This window comes from Micrococcales bacterium, assembly GCA_009784895.1.
Classification (GTDB): domain Bacteria; phylum Actinomycetota; class Actinomycetes; order Actinomycetales; family WQXJ01; genus WQXJ01.
The window spans coordinates 1-18,542 of record WQXJ01000014.1; the positions used below are offsets into that span (position 1 = coordinate 1).

At 61.3% G+C, this 18,542-nt stretch carries 17 protein-coding genes; 5 read left to right on the plus strand and 12 right to left on the minus strand.

Going from position 1 to position 18,542, the window contains the following annotated elements; genetic code table 11:
* The 5 genes from FWD29_03875 to FWD29_03895 form a co-directional block, all read right to left on the minus strand.
* The coding region (locus FWD29_03875) for a SpoIID/LytB domain-containing protein (GenBank protein MCL2803080.1) at positions 1–1,377 on the minus strand (1,377 nt) is incomplete at its 3' end.
* Entirely contained in the window at positions 1,374–2,363 is a 990-nt protein-coding gene (locus FWD29_03880) for a quinone oxidoreductase (GenBank protein ID MCL2803081.1), read from the minus strand. The genes FWD29_03875 and FWD29_03880, both read right to left, overlap by 4 nt.
* Positions 2,364–2,454: 91 nt before the next feature.
* Positions 2,455–3,504 (minus strand): alcohol dehydrogenase catalytic domain-containing protein, encoded by a 1,050-nt coding sequence (locus tag FWD29_03885; protein ID MCL2803082.1) that lies wholly within the window; start codon positions 3,502–3,504, stop codon positions 2,455–2,457.
* A gap of 274 nt (positions 3,505–3,778) precedes the next feature.
* Positions 3,779–4,108: an Lsr2 family protein gene (locus FWD29_03890; GenBank protein MCL2803083.1), complete on the minus strand. Its 330-nt coding sequence runs from the start codon at positions 4,106–4,108 to the stop codon at positions 3,779–3,781.
* Between the two features lie 43 nt (positions 4,109–4,151).
* A complete protein-coding gene (locus FWD29_03895) occupies positions 4,152–5,759 on the minus strand; it encodes a transporter (protein ID MCL2803084.1) in 1,608 nt (535 codons plus the stop codon).
* A 253-nt stretch (positions 5,760–6,012) separates the two neighbouring features.
* Here FWD29_03895 and FWD29_03900 point away from each other — a divergent pair, with 253 nt between their 5' ends.
* The 5 genes from FWD29_03900 to FWD29_03920 are packed head-to-tail and all read left to right on the plus strand — an operon-like array spanning position 6,013 to position 11,523.
* Complete coding sequence (locus FWD29_03900) at positions 6,013–7,767, plus strand: acetolactate synthase large subunit (protein ID MCL2803085.1); 1,755 nt, start codon at positions 6,013–6,015, stop codon at positions 7,765–7,767.
* A gap of 12 nt (positions 7,768–7,779) precedes the next feature.
* A complete protein-coding gene (gene ilvN, locus FWD29_03905) occupies positions 7,780–8,301 on the plus strand; it encodes an acetolactate synthase small subunit (protein ID MCL2803086.1) in 522 nt (173 codons plus the stop codon).
* A 32-nt stretch (positions 8,302–8,333) separates the two neighbouring features.
* Positions 8,334–9,356: a ketol-acid reductoisomerase gene (gene ilvC, locus FWD29_03910; GenBank protein ID MCL2803087.1), complete on the plus strand. Its 1,023-nt coding sequence runs from the start codon at positions 8,334–8,336 to the stop codon at positions 9,354–9,356.
* Positions 9,356–10,405: a 3-isopropylmalate dehydrogenase gene (locus tag FWD29_03915; GenBank protein MCL2803088.1), complete on the plus strand. Its 1,050-nt coding sequence runs from the start codon at positions 9,356–9,358 to the stop codon at positions 10,403–10,405. Before ilvC ends, FWD29_03915 begins: the two co-directional genes overlap by 1 nt.
* A gap of 11 nt (positions 10,406–10,416) precedes the next feature.
* Positions 10,417–11,523, plus strand: coding sequence for a branched-chain amino acid aminotransferase (locus FWD29_03920; GenBank protein ID MCL2803089.1), 1,107 nt, complete (start codon positions 10,417–10,419; stop codon positions 11,521–11,523).
* An 11-nt stretch (positions 11,524–11,534) separates the two neighbouring features.
* Here the strand turns inward: FWD29_03920 and FWD29_03925 are convergent, their stop codons facing one another.
* From FWD29_03925 to FWD29_03955, 7 genes are all read right to left on the minus strand, one after another.
* Positions 11,535–12,815 (minus strand): DUF4143 domain-containing protein, encoded by a 1,281-nt coding sequence (locus tag FWD29_03925; GenBank protein MCL2803090.1) that lies wholly within the window; start codon positions 12,813–12,815, stop codon positions 11,535–11,537.
* A gap of 103 nt (positions 12,816–12,918) precedes the next feature.
* Entirely contained in the window at positions 12,919–13,692 is a 774-nt protein-coding gene (locus FWD29_03930; GenBank protein MCL2803091.1) for a hypothetical protein, read from the minus strand.
* A 38-nt stretch (positions 13,693–13,730) separates the two neighbouring features.
* The gene (locus FWD29_03935) at positions 13,731–14,618 is read right to left on the minus strand and encodes a SipW-dependent-type signal peptide-containing protein (protein ID MCL2803092.1); all 888 of its coding nucleotides are present in this window, start codon (positions 14,616–14,618) and stop codon (positions 13,731–13,733) included.
* A 185-nt stretch (positions 14,619–14,803) separates the two neighbouring features.
* The gene (locus FWD29_03940) at positions 14,804–15,655 is read right to left on the minus strand and encodes a SipW-dependent-type signal peptide-containing protein (GenBank protein MCL2803093.1); all 852 of its coding nucleotides are present in this window, start codon (positions 15,653–15,655) and stop codon (positions 14,804–14,806) included.
* Positions 15,656–16,079: 424 nt separating this feature from the next.
* Entirely contained in the window at positions 16,080–16,874 is a 795-nt protein-coding gene (locus FWD29_03945; protein MCL2803094.1) for a hypothetical protein, read from the minus strand.
* Positions 16,874–17,626, minus strand: a complete 753-nt coding sequence (locus FWD29_03950) for a signal peptidase I (protein MCL2803095.1) — start codon at positions 17,624–17,626, stop codon at positions 16,874–16,876. Before FWD29_03950 ends, FWD29_03945 begins: the two co-directional genes overlap by 1 nt.
* 24 nt (positions 17,627–17,650) lie before the next feature.
* Complete coding sequence (locus tag FWD29_03955; protein ID MCL2803096.1) at positions 17,651–18,481, minus strand: SipW-dependent-type signal peptide-containing protein; 831 nt, start codon at positions 18,479–18,481, stop codon at positions 17,651–17,653.
* Positions 18,482–18,542 lie beyond the last annotated feature (61 nt).

The window sequence follows — 18,542 nt, forward strand, 5'->3', positions numbered from 1 at the left end:
ACCAATATGGGCCCGGGCACCGAGTTTGCCGTTAGCCATCATGGGATACCGGTACAAGTTCCCCACCTGGTCAACCCCCAAAACCTCGCCACGACCATCACGATCCATATCTGGCGAAGCCATGATCTGGCCGAACGGCGTCACCGGCGCTGGGCCGGGGTCAACGTAGGCGGCAATTTGGATCCAGGTTGACTTCAGGCCTAGTTTGGAGCGGAAGTCGGTGGTCTTGAGTGTGGCGGTTTTGCCGTTGGAAGCGGTGGCCACTATTTGGCGGGGCGAGCCGCCGGCCGTCTTGCCGCTAGCACCAATCTTGGCAACATCTGGCAAACCGAAAGCCTTGGCCATGGTGGCCTGGGAAACCGTCTCGGTCCACGAACGGTAGTTGGCCGGGGTGGTTGTTTTCATGGACCAGGAATCTGCCACTGACCTGGTGTGGGCCAGTGGGGTGCCTCCCCAGACGTCTTCGTTGTTTTCGGTCCGGCCGGCCGAACTGGCGTAGTAGTAGGTCGTAACCAAGGCGCCGGAAGAGTTGACCACGGCGTTGCCTTGGGTCGAGGAGGTTGATGTGGCGTTGACCGCGGCCACCCACTTGCCGGCCGAGGCACCAGGTTCGAGCTCTTTGTCTCGTCCGGTGTAAACCTGAGACTGGGTGGTCGAATAGACATTACAGTTGCAGGCTGATTTCAGGCTTTGCTGCAAAGCGTAGGTGCGGGCGGCGACAGCCTGGGCTTGAAGGGCCGCCGGCGACCAGCTGGCCGGAACCTCGGCCACGCCGTAAATGTAGTCTCGGGCCAGCGGCAAGTTGGCTACTACGTTGGTTTTACCGCCAATGTTGGTGACTTCGATCTGGCCACGACCGTAGCCTGATTTCGAAGCGGCACCGGCCACTGTTACATAACCGCCTGAAGACCATTTGAAAATGGCCGTCGCCCCAGTCATCGAGCCAAAAACTGATCCTCTGGCAACCACATTCGAGCCGGACACCGACAAGCTCACCACTTCGCCTTTGACGGCGTTCCTAGTGGTGGCGCCAACTGTGACGGTGCCGGCACCACCGGTGAAGGTGATTGACGAAGACGATGTTGCCAGCTGAACCCTGATGTTTCCGCTGGTCTTGGCCGCCACTTTGGTGCCGGTGTAGTAGTAGGCCAGGATTTGGGCCGCGCTGCGTCCGGACAGGGCCTGGGCTTGGGCGCCCCACTGGGACATGCCAACGCCGTGGCCAAAGCCGGATCCGCTGATCTTGAAACTGGCTGGGGCAGCCTGGGCTTCGATTGGGGGCAGCGGGGGCGCGACAACAAGGCCTAGCCCTAGCGCAGTGCTGGCCAATGCGGCCAGGGCAATTCTGGGTTTGCGAATTCTTGGGGAAGTGATCACGGTAGTAGCAGCGTCTTTCCGGTTGTTTGGCGCGCCTCCAGGTCCCGGTGGGTTTGGACAGCCTGGTTCAGGGGTCTAACCGCGCCGATCGACACCGCCAGCCTACCTGATCTGACCAGGCCAAGTAGGCGTGACGCGCGCCTATCCAACTCTCCTGGCGCGCTGACGTAGTCATTCAGCTTTGGGCGAGTTAGGTAGAGCGAGCCGTGGGAATTGAGCTCTTGAGGATCAAATGGCTCAACCTGGCCGGAACTGCCGCCAAACAACACCACCAGGCCGCGCCGTTTGGTCAGGGCCAAAGAAGCGTTGAAAGTCTCGCGGCCAATCGAGTCGTAAACCACATCGGCACCTTGTCCATCTGTCAATTCCGCGACACGGGCGGGCAGGTCCAGGCGGGGCTGTTTCATTGTGCCCATAACCACAATGTCCTTTGGGGCAACCCCGAGCCTGGCCACCGGCTCGATTTTGGCGGCGCTGCCCACTACAGCGATCAGCCTGGCGCCGGCCGCAAGAACCATTTGGGTAACCAATTGGCCCACCCCACCGGCCGCGGCGTACAACACCACGGTGTGGTCTGGGCCAACCTTGAAGGTGTCTTCAGTCAGATAGTCGGCGGTCAAGCCTTGCAACGCCACGGCGGCAGCGGTTTGGCTGGAGACATCGTCTGGCAGGGCAAACGCCTGGTCGGCGTCAACCAGGGCGTATTCGGCGTAGGTGCCAGTGACTGAGTCGGTCCAAGCTACCCGCTGGCCAACCCTGGCGCTGGCATCAACCCCGGCCCCTTCGACTAGGCCAGCGCCTTCGCAACCTGGCACATGTGGAAAGGGCATCTGGTAAACGCCGGCTCGGCGATAAGTGTCGATGAAGTTGACACCGGCGGCCTCGACTCGCACCAGCAGCTGCCCGCCTTTGGGCTCTGGAATGGGGATGTCGGTAAAAACCATGACCTCGGGCCCACCGGCCCGGGCCGCCTGAATTGCCTTCATGGCCACACAATGCCACAGGAAAAACGACGCGGCGTGGACCTTTGGTGATGTTTCACCGGTCCACGCCGCGCCGGACGTAGGAAGAAAACGGTTACCTGTGCACAACCATCTTCAGCGCCTGGTTTTGGGCTGCGGCGCTAAAGACTTCATAGGCGTGTTCGAACTCGTCCAACGGGAAGTGGTGAGTCGCCAGGGCGTCGACCTTGAGTTGGCCGGCGGCAATTAGGTCAAGCATCATTGGGCCTGTGGTCATGTTGACCAGGCCGGTAGTGATGACGACATTGGCTGTCCACAACTTCTCCATTGGCAAGGAGACCGGGGCGCCGTGTACGCCCACGTTGGCCACGCGGCCGCCGGGCTTAACCAGATCCCAGCAGGCTTCGAGGGTCACCGGAATGCCGACGGCCTCGATCATGACGTCGGCGCCATCGGCCCCGACAATAGCCTTGACCTGGGCTTGCCAGTCCGGGTCGCCGGAATTAACTGCATGGCTGGCGCCAAAGCCGGCCTTAGCACTCTCCAGGCGGTTGTCATCCATATCAACGGCCACAACCTGCTTGGGGCCATGCAACCGGGCGGTCAGCATAGCGGCCAGGCCAACCGGGCCGGCGCCAATCACGACCACTGACTGGGCGGCGGCGACTGCGCCGTTGACCACGCCAATTTCATAGCCAGTTGACAGAATGTCTGAGCACATCACGGCCTGGTTGTCCGTGACGCCCTCTGGGAGCTTGAACAGGGAGAGATCGGCTAAGGGAGTGCGCACCATCTGCGCTTGAGTGCCGTTGATGCGGTGGCCTAGTTGCCACGAGTCGCCGCCCATGACCTGGCACTTGGAAGTTAGGCCTTTGCGGCAGTATTCACAGGTGCCGCACATGGACATACAGCTGACAACGACGCGGTCGCCAACTTTGTGGCTACGAACTTGATCGCCGACCTCCAACACGGTGCCCACACCTTCGTGGCCCAGGACGGTGCCGTCGGTGGTCTCCGGCACGTCGCCCTTCAAGATGTGAAGGTCTGAACCGCAAATTGTGGTGGTGTCGATCTGGACAATGGCGTCCAAGGGGTCGGCTAGTTTTGGATCTGGAACAGTCTCCCAGGCCATCTGACCAGGCCCGTGGTAGACGAGTGCTTTCATCCTCGAAAACCCTTTCATATGGGATGTTAGTGCTGAAATTTCTGGCGCCCGCTGGCGCCAAGGTCACAATATGCCTTTTTGTGAAAAAGGGCCAGTATTGGTGGAAAACCCTTAGCGTTGTTTGGCTGCGGTCCCAACCGAACGGCAGCCGGGCCTTGTTTTCTAGGGCCGATGCCGCGCCGTGCGGCCCCAAAAGAAAAGGTCACCTGGGGCCGGGCACCAGCAAAAAAGGCCCCGGTTCCCCCTGACGGGGCCGGGGCCGGTGAGCTGGACGTCAGTAGCCGGCGGCGTGGTACTTAGCCACCACCTTGGCCGGCACCCGGCCGCGGGTTGAAACCGGGATTCCGTTCGACGAGGCCCAGGCGCGCACAGCAGCTGGGTCAAAATCGTCATGCTGGCGCTTGGAGGGTCGCAAGGCGGAACGATGGGTGCCTACCTTCCTCCCGGCCGCCACGTACTTGTCCAAAAGGCCGCGCAACTCAGCTGCGTGGTCCGAGTTGAGATCTATCGTGTAGATCTTGCCGTCTAGTCCAAAGTTGACTGTGGATGTGGCCGGCGTTTGGTCAATATCGTCGAGTAGTTCGACAACTACGCGTTGCGCCATGAAGAGGTCCCGTTCTAATTAGTTGGTCGTGTCCTAGACACCTTTACACAGCCAATATACCCAATAATTGGCCAAGTAAGATCTTCAGCACCATAGCCGAGGGATAGACCATGGCGTAACCGAGTGCAACCCGGGCGTCAGCATTGGTCTTGGCGTTAGCAAATGAGAGCACGGCTGGTTGGGTTTGAACGCCGGCCACCATGCCGGAAAGGCGCGTTCCGCCAATTTTGAAGACTTGTCGCATCACAACGAACATCGAGGCCCCCATGACACTTGTGATGACCGCGCCGAGCAGCAGAATTCGCCACCATTCACCGGAAGAAAAGGCTAGGGAAATCTGAGTCCCAGCGGTCAAGCCGGCCTGGGCCAGGAACAGCAGTAAGCCCAGTTCAGAGATGGCTTGGGCCGAGCTGGTCGGCATGGTTAGGACAACTGGTCCACATCGCCGTAGCCGCCCAAAAATGAGCCCAACTATCAAGGTGCCGGCGGCCGCACCGAGTTTGAATGTGTTCGCCCCAATCGGCACCGGAATCAGGCCAATGCCCACGCCCAGAGCCAGGCCAAGGGCGAAGCCGACCGGGTTGATATCGGCCAGGCCGCGCACTGAATCTCCGAAGAATTTCGTCAATGCGTCCATTCGTTCGCGTGATGCAGTTACCCGGACTCGGTCACCGGTTTGCAGAACCAATGAACCCCGAGCCACCATGTCGACATCGCCTCGCCGCACCCGAATGATGCGGGCCGAATACTGTTCCTCTAGGTCGAGTTCGGCAATGGTGCGGCCAGAAAGCATTGGGTTGGACACGGTGATACGCCTAAAGTCCAAATAGCGGCGGTCTTGCTCTAGGTTGTGCGATGACAAGTGACCCAGTTCCCGAGTTATCGCAGCGGCGCAATCCTTTGACCCAACCACAGTCACAAGGTCATCGCGCCGCAATACATCATCCTCGCTGGCGGCCAGGATTGGCTGGTGTTCACCGTGGCGCACCCGGGCGAATTTGATTCGACCCTCGTAGCGTTCCTCTAAGCCGGCGATGGATGGCAGCGAGTCTGATTCGACCCTAATTGTGCGCGAAACCAACGGGGCCGGTGCGTCAGTGTCGCGGGAGGAGACCCGCAACGCCATCTGCGCCACAATCAACATCCCCAGTACGCCAAAGATGTAGGACACGGCGTAGCCAACAGTGGGTAAAGCCTGGTCAGCCAGGGGCAGGGCACCGGTGGACGCGGCCAGGGCCGGGGTGTTGGTTAGCGCCCCGGCGAAGGTGCCGGCGGCCACCCCGCCAGGCAACCCCAGCAGCCGGCCTCCGCCAAAGGCCAGGCCAGCGCAGGCCACGAACATGACCAGAGTGGCCAGGATTGGCCGCCAGCCGTCGCGTATGGAGGCGAAAAAGTTTGATCCGCTAATCACCCCAACGGTGAAGGTGAACAGGACCAGGCCAAAGGTGCCCAGAATCTCAACCTGGTGGGATTGGCCTGCTTCCATCACAAGGCCCATTGAGGTGGCCCAGGCGGAAAAGCCGATGGCGACGAAAAGCACGGCGGCAGCCGCGATGGAGATGCCCTTGATGCGGATCTCGCCCAGAACCGAGCCCAAACCGACCATTAGCATCATGATCAGCACGGGCTGGGACATCAAAAAGCTGGCCACATCTCGCACCCTTTGTAGGATACTCTTCAGCCAGTTCGGACCAGGTCGTCTCATAGATGGCGTCCACATTGTGGACGCCGCTCGCGGCTGTGGCTTGTAGGCTCTAGGATTGCGGCCATGGAAAAACTGACCGTGGTAGTTACCGGGCGCGTGGTCTAACGCCGCCGGTTCGCCACGCGCTTGCCCTCCAGCCTAAGCTAGCCGGCCGGGGGGTTTTTTCTTGTCCGCCTGGCCCATCCGAAGGAGAAAGCAGATGACACCAACGCAGCCAACGCAGCGCATGACCGGCGCTGAGGGCATCGTCAAAAGCCTCGAGGCGCTCGGTGTTGAAGTAGTCTTCGGCATCCCCGGAGGCATGATCCTGCCCACCTATGACCCACTGTTTGACTCCTCGATCCGCCATATTCTGGTGCGTCACGAGCAGTGCGCCGGGCACGCCGCAGTCGGTTTTGCCGCTTCAACCGGGCGGGTTGGCGTCTGCATCGCCACCTCTGGGCCGGGTGCCACTAATTTGATGACTGCTTTGGCGGACGCCAATATGGATTCGGTTCCCGTGGTGGCTATTACTGGCCAGGTGCCGTCTGGGTCCATTGGCACTGACGCCTTCCAGGAATCTGATGTGGTTGGCGCGACCATGCCGCTGACCAAACACTCCTTCCTGGTCAAGGAGAGCGAAGACATTCCGGACACTATTGCCGCCGCTTTTCATTTAGCGAAAACTGGCCGGCCCGGACCGGTTTTGGTCGACATCACCAAATCAGCCCAAGTGGCGGAGTTTGATTACCACGAGCCGCGCCGCCCGCCGCTACCCGGTTACAGGCCCACTATCAAACCGCATATTGGACAGCTGCGTGAGGCGGCCGAGGTTCTTTCACGTGCCACCAGACCGGTGGTGCTGGCCGGTGGCGGCATTATCCGGGCCGGCGCCGGGCCCGAGCTCGAGGCTCTAATCGCCACCACCGGCCTACCTGTGGTTTCGACTCTGATGGGGATAGGTGTTCTGCCGGACCGCCATCCGAACTATTTGGGCATGGGCGGTATGCACGGTTCTGTGCCAGCCGTGGTGGCGTTGCAGCGGGCCGATCTGATCCTGGCCGTGGGCTGCCGCTTCGATGACCGGCTAACCGGACGTTTGGATACCTTTGCCCCTGAGGCCACGGTGATCCACGCTGATATTGACCCGGCTGAAGTTGGCAAACTGGTCAAGGCCCAAGTTCCGCTGGTCGGTGACGCCAAAGCCGTATTGGCTGGGTTGAAACAGCGGGCCGAAGCCTGGGAGAAACCCCTGGACCTGGGCGACTGGTGGCGCCTCCTGGAGGACCTGCGCCAGCGCTACCCCAAGGGCTACGACCAGCCCAGTGATGGCATGTTGGCGCCCCAGAAGGTGGTCGAGCGCATCGCCGCGCTCAGCCCGGACGATTCGATTTTCGCCACCGGCGTTGGTCAACACCAAATGTGGGCGGCCCAGTTCTTGGAGCATAAGGCGCCGCGCACTTTTCTCAACTCCGGTGGCTTGGGCACCATGGGTTACGGCGTGCCAGCGGCTATGGGGGCTCAGGTGGCCAACCCGGACCGCACCGTTTGGGCGATTGACGGTGACGGCTGTTTCCAAATGACCGGGGCGGAGTTGTCGACCTGCTCAGTCGAGTCGATTCCCATCAAAGTTGCCTTGATGAACAACTCATCCCTTGGCATGGTGCGTCAGTGGCAAACCCTGTTTTATGGTTCGCGCTACTCCAACACCGACCTGCATACCGGCCCGGATACACGCATGATTCCAGATTTCGTCAAACTGGCCGACGCCATGGGCGCTGTCGCTCTGCGCTGCGATCGCGATGACCAAATTGACACTGTGATTGAACAGGCCTTGGCCGTGACCGACCGGCCGGTGCTGGTTGACTTCCACATTTCTCGCGATGCCATGGTCTGGCCCATGGTGGCGGCCGGCGCCTCAAATGACGACATCCAGTACGCCCGCGGCATTGCGCCCGAGTTCGACCGCGAGTAAAGGAGCACCTTCATGTCATCACATACACTTTCGGTCCTGGTTGAAAACAAACCCGGCGTCCTGGCCAGGGTGGCGGGGCTGTTTGCCCGCCGCGGCTTCAACATCAATTCCCTGGCGGTTGGACCGACCGAACGACCCGGGGTTAGCCGCATCACAGTGGTGGTCGATGTTGAGCAGCTTCCGCTTGAACAGGTCACCAAGCAGCTCAACAAACTAATCAACGTGCTCAAAGTGATTGAGCTGGAAGGACCAGAAGGTTCGGTCCAACGCGATTTGCTGCTGGTCAAGGTCAAAACGCCGCCGGAAAGCCGCTCCGCCGTGACCCAATTGGTTGACCTGTTCAGAGCTCACGTAGTTGACGTGGCGGCCGAGACGATGGTGATTGAGGCCACCGGCACCGAATCCAAGCTGGCGGCCATGCTGACCCTGCTTGAACCCCACGGCGTGGTTGAACTGGTCAAGTCCGGCACCGTCGGTATTTCCCGCGGCTCGAAAGCCATGTCGGAGCGGGCCAACAAGAAATCATCCAACTAGAGGTACCAAAACACAGTTAAAAGGAGAAATCAGTGGCAAAGCTGTATTACGACGATGACGCGGATCTGAGCATCATTCAAGGACGCAAGGTTGCGGTGATCGGCTACGGCTCACAGGGCCATGCCCACGCCCAAAACCTGCGTGATTCCGGCGTCGAAGTCCGGGTTGGCCTAAACGCCGAGGCTCCCGACCGCGACAAGCCCGTGGCTGCCGGCTTCACCGTCGACTCCCCAGGGGAAGTAGCCGCCTGGGCCGATGTCATCATGATGTTGGTCCCAGACCAGGTGGCCCGCCACGTCTACGCCAACGAGATCGCCCCCAACCTGGCTGCTGGCAACACTTTGATGTTTGCCCACGGCTTCAACATTCGCTTCGGCTACATCAAGGTGCCCGATGGCGTGGACGTCGCCATGGTGGCGCCCAAGGGCCCTGGGCATTTGGTCAGGCGGGAGTTCGCTGACGGCCGCGGCGTGCCGGTACTGGTGGCGGTCGAGGTCGACGCTACGGGTCAGGCTTGGCCGCAGGTGTTGTCCTATGCCAAGGCCATTGGCGGCCTGAGGGCTGCCGGGATTGAGACCACCTTCTCCGAGGAAACCGAGACTGATCTGTTCGGTGAGCAGGCAGTGCTATGCGGCGGGCTCAGTCACCTGATTGAGGCTGGTTACGAGACTTTGGTCGAGGCCGGTTATCAACCTGAGATCGCCTACTTCGAGGTCTTGCACGAAACCAAGCTGATCGTCGACCTGATTTTCGAAGGCGGTTTGGGCAAGATGCGCTGGTCGGTCAGTGACACGGCCGAATACGGCGACTATGTCTCTGGTCCGCGTGTGATTGATGACCAGGTCAAGGCCAGGATGAAAGACATCTTGGCTGATGTGGTCTCTGGCGCCTTCGCCACTCGTTTTGTGGTTGATCAAGACGCCGGCGGCTCTGAGTTCAAGCGTCTGCGCTCCGAGCAGGCCAGCCACCCAATCGAAGCCGTGGGCCAGCAGCTGCGCCAGCTTTTCGCCTGGTCCAAGGTCCAAGACGACTTCGAAGAGGGGCCTGGCGCCTAATGAACAGCCAGCTCGACCTGGCCGTCATAGCCGGGGATGGCATTGGCCCAGAGGTAGTCGAGCAGGGTCTTAGGGTGTTGCGGGCGGCCTTGGAGCGCGAGTCGCTGGAGGTCAAGGCGACTGAATACGACCTTGGCGCCAAGCGTTGGCACGCCACTGGCGAGACCCTGCCGGCAGACGAACTGGCCGCCATCGGCAGGCACCAGGCCATCTTGTTGGGCGCCATCGGCGATCCGACTGTGCCCAGCGGAGTGCTCGAACGCGGTTTGCTGCTCAAGCTGCGCTTCGCCCTTGACCAGTACGTTAACCTGCGGCCGGCTAAGTTGTACAACGGCGTCTCATCGCCTTTGTACAAGCCCGGCGCAATTGACTTCATGGTTGTACGGGAGGGCACTGAAGGACCGTACGTTGGCAACGGCGGCGCTATCAGGGCCGGCACGGAACACGAGATCGCCACTGAGGTCTCGATCAACACTGCCTTTGGCGCCTTGCGCACTATCGAATACGCCTTCGAGCTGGCGGCCAAACGTGAGCGCCAAAAGCTCACTTTGGTCCACAAACACAACGTCCTGGTTCACGCCGGACATTTGTGGCAGCGCCTGGTTGAGCAGGTCAGCCCGGCATATCCGCAGGTCACAGTCGACTATTTGCATGTCGATGCGGCCACAATTTTCATGGTCAACGACCCGGGCCGCTTCGATGTGATTGTGACAGACAATCTCTTTGGCGACATTTTGACCGACCTGGCCGGTGCTGTGGTGGGCGGCATTGGTCTGGCGGCCTCCGGCAACATCAACCCCGAGGGTCGCTTCCCCTCAATGTTCGAACCAGTCCACGGTTCGGCACCAGATATTGCCGGACAATCTAAAGCCGATCCAACCGCCACCGTCCTGTCAGTTGGTCTGATGCTGCGGCATCTGGGCCATCAAGCTGCGGCGCTGCGGGTCGAACAGGCCGTTGCGGCCGATCTTGCTTTCCGCGGCACCGCCAGCCGCTCGACTGAAGAAGTTGGCGATTCACTGGTCACCTTGGCCACCTCAGCCCCCTAGGAGGAAACGACATGGCAGAGCTAACTACTGCCGCCGGCCCCAGTTTCGAGCTGGAGCTAACGGCCAAACCTCTGCCCCAAGCCGAGCGAGCGGCTGTCATGACCAACCCAGGCTTCGGCTCAGTTTTCACCGATCACATGGTCAGGGTCGACTGGGACAGCCAAAGCGGCTGGGGTGGTCACCGGGTGGTAGCGAACCAACCGATCTCGCTTTGGCCGGCGGCGGCAGTCCTGCACTACGCCCAAGAGATCTTTGAAGGCCTCAAGGCCTACCGCTGGGATGACGGTTCGATTAGAACCTTTAGGCCCTGGGCTAACGCCGAACGTTTTGGACGCTCGGCGCAGGCCTTGGCTTTGCCGGTGCTCGATCCGGCCGCATTTGTCGCCTCACTGGAGGCCTTAGTGCAGGTGGACGGGGAGTGGACACCCAGTGGCGACGGTACCTCGCTGTACTTGAGGCCGTTCATGTTCGCCACCGAGCCGTTTGTTGGAGTCAGGCCTGCCCGCCAGGTGACCTACCTGCTAATTGCCTCGCCGGTCGGAGCCTATTTTGCCGGCGGCCTGGCGCCGGTTTCGATCTGGATTGACACCGTCCACCACCGGGCGGCCAGGGGCGGTACCGGTGCGGCCAAATGCGGCGGCAACTACGCCGCCTCGCTGGTCAGCCAGCAATTGGCAGCGGCCAACGGCTGCGACCAGGTGTTGTTCCTAGATGCTGAGACCGAGAGCCACCTCGAAGAGCTGGGTGGCATGAACGTAATGGTGGTGACGGCAGCGGGGCAGGTGTTGACCCCGCCGCTGGACGGTTGCATTTTGGCGGGCATTACCCGCGAATCGATTATCCAGCTGTGCTGCGAGCGCTCCGTCGAGGTCCAAGAACAAGCCATTCGCCTGGACTGGCTGCTCGAGGCGGCGGCCTCAGGCGAGGTCAGTGAGGTCTTTGCCTGTGGCACAGCGGCGGTGATCACGCCGGTGGGCCGCCTGGCCGGTGAAGGCTTCGAGATCGAAGTTGGCGGCGGCGAGATTGGGCCGCTAACGCTGTCGCTCTACCAAGAACTGACTGACATCCAATACGGCCGGCGCCCAGATACCCGCGGCTGGACCCACCGCCTGGCCTAGCGTCGTAGCCTTCACATTCCGAGAAGTGCTAGTGGAATGACGGCCACACCGTCGGAGCGCCGGTACGCGTGGGCGCCGGTGTTGATGACAATCTTGTCGGCTAGTCGGTCTCTGATTTGTTGGTGGAGCCAGTGAAGGTGGCGAACGTCGCGATCGGTGACGGTGCCAGCTAGCTTGATCTCGATGGCTACGACCCGACGGTCATCACCCTCCACTATGACGTCGACCTCACGTGGCCCGCGTCCATTGTTAACGCGAAGGTGGCTGACGCTTGCACGTTGGGCCTCGGCATAGACCCGAACGGATTGGACAACAAGAGACTCGAAGAGCGCGCCCAGCCAGGTGCCCGTGGCGGCCGATGGCGCGGAACCGTCACCCATGAGCAGGGCGGTCTTTTTGACGCCAACTAGCCGCGCGGCGAGGGCAGGGTCGACCAGGTGGTGTTTTGGTGCGGCTGCCAGCTTTTTCAACGGGTTGAACGACGGGTGCCAGGCTTGAAGTGGTTCAAGGATGAAGATGCGGCTGAGGTGGTCGCGGTAGGTATCGGCTGTGGTCCGGGTTGGCTTGCTGTCCTCTCCGGGCGTCGCCGCGTCAAGAATCGTCGAATACGAGGCGGTGCCTGCTGTAGCCGCCGCGTAGGCGGCAAGCCAGGAGCGCAACACGCTTGACCTGCGAACTGTGATGCCGTTTTCGGGTAGTTCGTGGTCGGCGATCCGTGCAATGTAGGTGTCAAGCTGGTCGTCTCGGAAATCCTGGTCAGGTAAGCGCCGGATGCCCGGAAACCCCGAAGCCAAGATCTCATCGGTGTAGTCGCTCAGCGTGAGAGGCGAGGAGCCCTCCACTGGCCGGGCTTTGCCGGCAAGGAGTTCACGCAAAGACACCGTCGGGCTGACCAATCCGCGCTCGGCGATTGACATGGGGCGCATCCGAAGGCTCACAATGCGTGCCGCGCCCGAATGGATTCGTACGCCAGGGTCTGCTGAGGCTGATCCAGCCAGGATGAACCGCCCAGGTGTCCAGTCGGCGTCGACTGCCCGCCTGACGGAGTCCCACACGCTGGGAACTAGCTGCCACTCGTCGACAAACACAGGCCCGGGGAGCGCTGCAAGTAAATCCTCATTCGCCTGCGCCGCCGCCCGCCGTTCGGTCATCGACAGGTCAACCACGGTTGCCGCCCGCTGGGACGCTGTTGCGGTCTTGCCCACACCTTTCGCCCCTTCTAGGGCAATAGCCGCATGTCCCTGCAGCCAGCGATCCAGCGTCGTATCGACCGCGCGCCGCGTGTATCTCATGCCTGCAATCTAGCAGATTTGCGCATCCCTACTATGAAGATTTCCGCATTTCTATTAGGAACATTTCCGCATCCCTACTATGAAAATTTCCGCAGCCTGAGACTCACGGTTTGTCTTTTCGCCTGTGCCGGGCGGCCAAGAGGAGCGCGCCTATGAGCAGTGCCGCAAGTGCGACGAGTCCCGGCAGGAGCAGATTGGAGCCGGTAAAAGGGAGAGCTCCGCGGGCGTCCCCGCGGGCTTCTGGGCAATCGCCACCTTGCAGAGTTACTTGTACGTCGTAGGTCAGGATCTTGGAGGCTTGACCCTGGTTCTTGCCGGTTGTGATGGATTTGGGGAACTCGTAGATCAACGAGAGTTGTTCGGTCTGGTTCTTGCCCAGGGGGATGGTGACCAGGTCATACTGGCTGCGCCAGGCCAGGTCTGTGAAGCGGATGGTGCCGCTCTGCCCGGCCAACGTCCAGCGGATTAGCGACATCTGGTCGAACGGATCGTCCGCGTGATTAACCGTGCCGCCGGCGACATCGGCCTTGGCGCCTACCAGGCTGACGGTTAGAGTCCCGCTGCAAGGCCCACAGTTTGTGATGCCTTCCTCGCGGTGGATTACATCACCGGGAACGGCCACCGGTTCCCCGTGGAACGAGCTGGTCGCCTGGCTGTACTCATAGGACCCGGACCAGTGCAGGTGCATGGTGGGCCCATCCCAGTGGGCGTCCAGCGCGGATGGAACCGGTGTTGGCGGCGGGGCCGCCAACACCGGAACAGGGGCCAGCCAACCCGCACACACCAATGCCAGCAACAAGGCGCCAAAGGAGGGTATGACGCCCCGCCAGCGCCCGCCTTTGCAGGCGGGCCTGGTCAAGGATCTGTTGCTGGACACTGGTGTGAGCTGGGCTGCCTAAGTTCTAGTTCTAGGGTCTAGCGGAAGTTGCCAACAAATGGCTCGCGCGTTTGTTCCAGACTGGCCACGACCTGGTCCAGATCCAAAAGCACCGACTGGGCGTAGTCCCTGTCCTGGTGGTTGCCATCAAAGGTGACGGACATGATGAAGCAGACGTTGAAGTCGGTCCCGGTCAGCGCTGCCCTGTCAATAACTGGGATCAGTTCGCCACTGGGGTAGACATAGTCGTAACGGGCATCTGGTCCCGAACCTTTTCCGGCTTGGAGCAGAGCCACCGGCTGGCCGGTGGTGTCAACCGGCACCGGCGTGCCATCAATCAGAAGCCAGAAAACCGGGTCCGTCAGGGCCGGATCGCTCAGGTTAGGCAGGCCGTTGAGCTTCAGTTCAGCCACCATGTTGTCGCCATCCAAAGCCACCTCGAGCGGCCACACGGCCAAGACCCGGTCACCGGGAACCATGTTCCACTCATCGATGTTGGGAATGCTATGCGCCAGGTAGTTGGTTGGGTCAACGCTTGGGTCAACGTTCGAGTCGCTGCCGCCACAAGAAAGCCTCTTGCCGGCCAAACTAGGCTCACTGTTGGCCAACAAGAACTTGACTGGCTCGGTCTGGTCGGTCCGGCCACTGTTTTCCGGTGTTGAGGGCGCCGGCTGGCTCGGCGTGTAGTTGCCACCGGCATCGACGGTGCCGCCAGTGGAGATGTCATAGAAATAGGCGTGGTGAGCGCTGCTGATGTCCAGATTGCCGGCCGTAATGGTGCCGCCGCCAACAGTGGTTGAGGCCGACCAAAGGGCCCAAGTGCCGCCAGCAGTGAGTATTGCGGCGCCGGCGGCGATGGCGACTAGGCCTTTGATGCGGCGCTGGCGCCGTGCATTGGGGGTTTTCAATTCCTTCTTACCTTTCATTTTTGTGTTCAGGGACCAAACTGGCCGCCTGTGTAGGGCACCGAGGGGGTGGGGCGGGTGCCGGTGCCATTTTGGGTTGGGTGGCGAAGCTTGCAGCGAAGCGCCAATTGGGCGTCCGCATTGTGGGACCGGCGCCGATGGCGAGGCCTCCAGCGGGGGGAGGAACCGTCATCGGGCGGGGTTACTTACTGAAAGTGGCCAATCCCCGGGGTCCGTACCTGTGTCAAAGTGACAGGAGAATCCTGGATCTCCAGCAGTTTGGTCAACACCAGGTCCCTGTTCTGTGTGTCGGGGTCGAAGCGAGCGCCCAGCGCCACACAGACGTTGTATCCGGCAGCGCCCGCGCCCAAGCTGGTCTTGGTCACAACCGGGATTTCCAGACCGGTGGCTGGATCAACATCCCTGCTGCCACCTGGTTGGCTGTCAGCCTGGAGCAGGATCGAGTACGAGCCGCCTTGGTCGGTTGGAATCTCGGTTTTGATGCCGTCTGTCCAAACAGCAAGCTCTATGTTGTCTAGACCATTTGTGGTGTTGAGGCTAGGTAGACCCAGAGCCAACTCGGCCACCAAGTTGTCACCCTGGAGGGCCACCTCAAGTGGCCAAACAATGGTCACGCGGTCGCCGGGAACCATATTCCAGGCCTTGATGTCGTCAATCGGATGGCCGTGCCGCCAGATCGGATCACGGTCGCCCGGAATGTGACCCCAGTGCGGGCCAGTGCCAAAGCAGGGTAGCTGGTCCTCGTTGACGCGTGATCCGGCCATCCAATGCATCACAGTTTCGGTCTGGTCCGCCCTGGGAGAGAAGCTTTCCTGGTAGACGTTCCACATGTTGTAGGCGCCGCCTCTTGAGACGTCAAAGAGCTGGGCGTCACCGCCACCCAGCTCGAGGTTGCCGGCGGCAACGACGCCTCCACCAAGACTGGCCTGATCCGACCAAAGGGCCCAAGTGCCGCCAGCCAGCAGAAGAGCCACACCGGCCGCGCCCGAGACAAAGCCTTTGACACGCCGTTGGCGCCGAGTATTGGGGGTATTCAATTCCACATGCCTTTCCATCGCGCGGTCAGGGGCGGGTCAACGCCATTGTTTGTCAGGCAGCGGCGCTCAGAGCGAAAGTGGGACCAGGCGTCCACATTCTGAGATGGCAGCCGATGGCGAGACCCCCAACAGGATTGCGCCAAAGCACAGTGTCGCGGCAAAGAGGCTGGTGGGCGCGCCGCCCGAGTGTCGCGGTTAGGAGGTGGGTTCGCCTTCGCGGCGGGATTGTGCGAAGGCTCGGTGTCGCGGTAGATGTGTGAATGCTCGGTGTCGCGGCAAAGAGGCTGGTCAGCCATGCCATTCCAGCGAGGCCGAGGTTTGACACAGTGGGGGATTGTGCGAAGGCTCGACGTCGTGGCAGAAGTGTGTCAATGCTCGGTGTCGCGGCAAAGAGGCTGGTGGGCGCGCCGCTCGAGTGTCGCGGTTAGGCGGTCGGCTCGTCTTGGCGGCGCCGGCGACGGCGGGCGGCTAGGAGCAAGACTCCGGTCAACAGGAGGACCGCGGCGGTCAAGCCGGGGACCATCGGATCAGACCCAGTGAATGCGAGGGCGCCCTTACCGCCAGGGCCCCCAGGACCGCCGGGGCCCGGGCTGGTCGTGGGACTGATTGTGGGGCCGGAACAGGGTTGGCCCTGAACGACGAATTGAACGTCATAGAGCAGGATCTGCGACGGGGAACCCAGGTGCTTGCCCGTGGTCATGGCGTAGGGGAAGTCGTAAGCCAGCTTGACCTGCTCGGTGGCGTTCAGGGCAATTGGGATGGTGGCCAGGTCCATTTGGCCAGCTGCGGCCACATCGGCAAAGCTGATGGTACCGGTCTGCCCGGCCACATCCCAATGGATCAGCGACATTTCCTCAAACGGGTCACCGACGTGGTTCTTGGTGTTGAAGGCGGTAATGGTGCTGGCGCGAATCATTGACACCGTTAAGGTGGCGTCACATGGTCCGCAGTTCTGAACGTTCAGCGTGCGATGGACTAGGTCGCCGGGCACGGCGGTGACTTGACCGTGGAAGGCGTCGATCACGACGTACGTACGGCTCATACCTTGCCAATGCAGACCTTTTGTCGGGCCGTCCCAGTCAGACACGACGATTGAGGGGTTGGGCGTGGCCGCAACCGGTGCCGGTGCGGCCGTCGCAATTAGGCCGCCGGCTATCGCCAGTCCGGTTGTTAGAGCAACGACTGCCAGGGTGGTCAGTTGGCGGGTGCCGAGGCGCATCAGTAGTCTCCTCCGGCTCGATGGCGCGGGCCAGCGTGTTCCGCGGGGGCGGCCGGAGGCCCTTGACCAACCAAAACCGGTGCCTCTTGTTCGGCATTGGCTTGAGGCCGGGCCTGACCCGGCGAAGCGGCAGCATCGCCAGGGCCCTGGTCATTGGCGTTGGTTGGGTCCGCACCAGTTGGTGTTGCCTGGTCATCAAGACGGTCACCGCGGCTGTCCTGACGGCGGCCAAAGAATTGCCAGGCGCCATATCCAATTAGGGCAACGCCAAACAGGACCACGGCGGTTCGTTTCTCGCCGCCGGCCCAGTTGGTCAAATAGCCCAGTTTGGGCAGTTTGAAAAGCAACTTGCCGCGAATCTGTTTTGGGTAAACTGGCGGGTCATCAGCCCCGTTATTGTCCCCCCTGGTGACGAAGTAGCTGCCGTCTTTGCCGTCACCATAGCCAATGATCCGGTGAGTGATCAGGCTCGGATCGTCAGGCTCTGGCAAGAAGGTGACAATGTCGCCCACCTTCAGCTTGTCGGGGTCATTAACGCCGCTGACAATCAATAGATCACCCGGCTTGAGGGTCGGTTCCATGGAACCAGACAAAACCGCCAGGGCCTGGCCGCCGGTGGCCGCCGGAACGGCGACCACCGTGACGGCAAGAGCACACAGCAATACCAGCAACACTGTGCCGATCACGGCGATGGCACCACGCCAGAACCCGCCCTTTGGGGCGGGTCTGGCCAGGTCGTTGTTGCTGGACACTGCTGCTACCTGGTAGTTAGAGGATCACCAGAAGTAGTGTCCGATGCCCGGTTCGCGCGTCTGCTTCAGCGTGATGTCTACATTTTGCAGCGCACCGAGGATCCGGGTTGCGTGCATCCGGTCCTTGACAGTGTCCCCATCAAAGGTGACAGCCAGGACCACGCAGGCGTTGGCATTGCCGGTGATCGTGGTGTTGGTAACGACCGGAATCCCGGGATCGTTTGTCCCATTGGGTTCGTTGTCCGCCTGCAGTAATGCCACCAGCTGGCCGGCAGCATTAACCGCCGAAGCCTGGTCACCGTCGACCCAGACGTCGAAAGTTGGGTCAGTGAAATACGGGGGCAGGGCGTTTAGGGCGGGCAGGCCGTCGAGCGTCAGCTCGGCCACCAAGTTGTCACCCTCAAGTGCAACCTCAATTGGCCAAATCGCCACAATCCGGTCGCCCGGAACCATATGCCAATCGGCAATAAAGGGGATGTCATGAGCGTTTTCCGTGGTGGGGTCATGGAAATACGAGTTGTAGGGGGTCCAGCAGGGCAGCTGGGCCGTGCCGCCAAGCAGGGCCTGAGACAGGAACCAACGTGGGTGGTGGGTCTGGTCTCCACGAGCTGCCGAGATCCTCGGGGTGTAGACGCCTGTTGTCGGGTCAATTGTGCCGCTGGTGGAAATGTCGAAGAAGTAGGCATCGCTGGGCGCGCTCAATTCGAGGTTGCCGGCGGTAATGATGCCACCGTTGACGCTGTCCGAGTCCGACCAGAGAGCCCAGGTGCCGCCGGCCAGGAGAAGAGCAGCGCCGGCCGCGCCGGCGATCAGGCCCTTAACGCGCCGTTGGCGCTTGTTTCGATCGGTTGTCATTTGAGTTGTGCCTTTCTGGGTTATGTGCCAGGGGCCGCACCGGCCACCTGCATTTCATACG